This window comes from Synergistaceae bacterium (genome assembly GCA_017450125.1).
Classification (GTDB): domain Bacteria; phylum Synergistota; class Synergistia; order Synergistales; family Aminobacteriaceae; genus JAFUXM01.
In genome coordinates this window covers 1-2,388 of record JAFSWZ010000005.1, presented here as the reverse complement: position 1 = coordinate 2,388, position 2,388 = coordinate 1, and the positions used below count along the sequence as shown (strand labels likewise).

Sequence of the window (2,388 nt, the reverse complement as noted above, 5' to 3'; positions counted from 1 at the left end):
AGGAGCACTCGCCGCAGTCAACGCCTCAGCAGACGACATAGCCGCAGTGGGCATCACGAACCAGCGCGAGACTACCGTAGTGTGGGACAAAGCAACAGGCAAGCCCATCTACAACGCAATAGTCTGGCAGTGCACAAGGACTAAGGATTTCTGTGCGGAGTGGCTCAAGAAGCCCGGCTGGGGACAGAACGAGAAGGGCGAGGGCAAAGTCAAGGACATCACCGGCCTTCTGATTAACCCCTATTTCTCAGGCACAAAGATTCGCTGGATTATCGACAACGTACCGGGCGCACGAGCGAAGGCAGAGAAAGGCGAGCTGCTCTTCGGAAACACTGACACGTGTTTAATCTGGAACTTGACCGGCGGAGTCAACGGAGGCGTTCATGTTACCGACGTGTCCAACGCATCACGTACCCTGCTGATGAACATTGCGACGTGCCAGTGGGACGAAGAGATGATGAAGGAGCTTCAAGTTCCTGCGTCAATGCTGCCTAAGATTATGCCCTCGAGCGCAGTCTACGGAATGACAGCAAAGGACGGCCCGTTCGGAGGAGCAATCCCTGTAGCTGGAGACTTAGGCGACCAGCAGGCAGCGTTATTCGGTCAGGCGTGCTTGAGTGAAGGCGAGGCCAAGAACACCTACGGTACAGGCTGCTTCATGCTGATGAACATCGGCGATAAGCCCATTCCCTCAAAGAACGGCTTGCTTACTACAGCATTCTACTCACGCGAACCCGGCAAGTGCTATTACGCCCTCGAGGGATCGATCGCGATTGCAGGAGCAGCTATCCAGTGGCTGAGGGACAACCTCAAGATGGTAGATGATGCTCCAGTTACCGAGTACTACGCCGGAAAGGTCAAGGACTCCGCAGGAATCTACTTCGTGCCCGCGTTCTCCGGACTCTTCGCGCCTTACTGGGACATGACAGCAAGAGGCGCAATCGTCGGACTCACCCGCTACGTCCGCAAAGAGCACATTATCCGCGCGACATTGGAAAGCCTGTGCTACCAGACCCGCGACGTTATCGAGGCAATGGAGAAGGACTCCGGCAAGAAGTTAGCTGCCCTCAAAGTTGACGGCGGAGCTGTCGTGAACAATTTGCTCATGCAGCTGCAGGCTGACGTTCTCGGAGCTGATGTTGTGCGTCCTGTGGTGAACGAGACGACGGCACTCGGTGCGGCATATGCTGCGGGACTGGCTACTGGCTTCTGGAAGGACGAGGGAGACATCCGCGCGAACTGGGCACAGGATCACAAGTTCTCTCCTGAACTGGGAGCAGATGAGCGTGAAGCGGCCTATGCTGGCTGGAAGAAAGCAATAGAGAAATCTAGAGGCTGGACTGACTAATGGCAAGAAGAATTTTTGCGGCACTCTTGGCCGTGATGCTGTTTGCCGGTGCGGCGTGTGCACGTGATATTTCGTTAGGGTCGCTCACAGTTACAGCACCCGACAGCTTCGTGAACGGTGAAGTTACTGACGCTGACAAGGAAGAAGGCCAGACGGCTTACTACAAGAGCGACGAAACTCTGATGGACTTTGACGTGTACGAGTTCCCGAAGAATGAATCGTTTGAGGAGTTCTTGGATTCTTTCGCTGCACCTAAAAATCTCACTCGTGAAGAGATTAACGGCGTGAAGGCTGCTGTGTACCGTTCGACGGATGAGAGCGAGGGCAAGGAGTACAGCACCCTCAACTACATTCTTGAGGACGAGAAAGAATACATACTTGTTGTGTTCTGGCTCGACGGCGAGAGTGCAGAGGCAGAGGCTAAGGCCATAATAGACAGCCTGAAGAAGTAGCAGGCATTGAGCAAAAATTCTCCCTCTGTTCCAGACAAGCAGGGGGAGATTTTGTGTATAGAGATGATGAATGATTACGTTATCCGTTTGGAGCGGGAAGAAGAACAGCGTGAAGTCGAAAATTTAGTGAGAGATTCTTTCTGGAATGTTTATCGTCCGGGATGTCTTGAACATTACGTACTGCATCAGCTCAGGAATGACCCGGCATTTGTCCGCGAACTCGATTTTGTGATGGAGATGAACGGCGAGCTTATAGGCCAGAATATGTTCATGCGTGCGGAAATTAAGGCTGATGACGGCAGGAGCATTCCAGTAATGGCGATGGGGCCGATATGTATACGCAATGACCTCAAACGCAGAGGCTACGGAAAAATTCTGCTGGACTATTCGCTGGAGAAGGCTGCAGAGTTAGGGTGCGGTGCAGTATGTTTCGAGGGGAATATCGCGTTTTACGGCAAGAGCGGATTCACTTACGCCAGCAATTACGGGATACGCTATCACGGTCTGCCTGAAGGTGAAGATGCGTCATTCTTTCTGTGCAAGGAACTCATCACGGGTTATCTTGACGGCGTAAGGGGCGGGTATTCT

At 53.0% G+C, this 2,388-nt stretch carries 3 protein-coding genes; all 3 read left to right on the top strand.

Annotated features, from left to right (window positions below; translation table 11 throughout):
- Positions 1–1,348, top strand: a 1,348-nt coding sequence (gene glpK, locus IJT02_00120; GenBank protein ID MBQ7543332.1) for a glycerol kinase GlpK, incomplete at its 5' end; no start/stop codon positions are given.
- A complete protein-coding gene (locus tag IJT02_00115) occupies positions 1,348–1,800 on the top strand; it encodes a hypothetical protein (protein ID MBQ7543331.1) in 453 nt (150 codons plus the stop codon). The genes glpK and IJT02_00115, both read left to right, overlap by 1 nt.
- Before the next feature lie 63 nt (positions 1,801–1,863).
- A partial coding sequence (locus tag IJT02_00110) for an N-acetyltransferase (GenBank protein ID MBQ7543330.1) occupies positions 1,864–2,388 on the top strand: 525 nt, incomplete at its 3' end.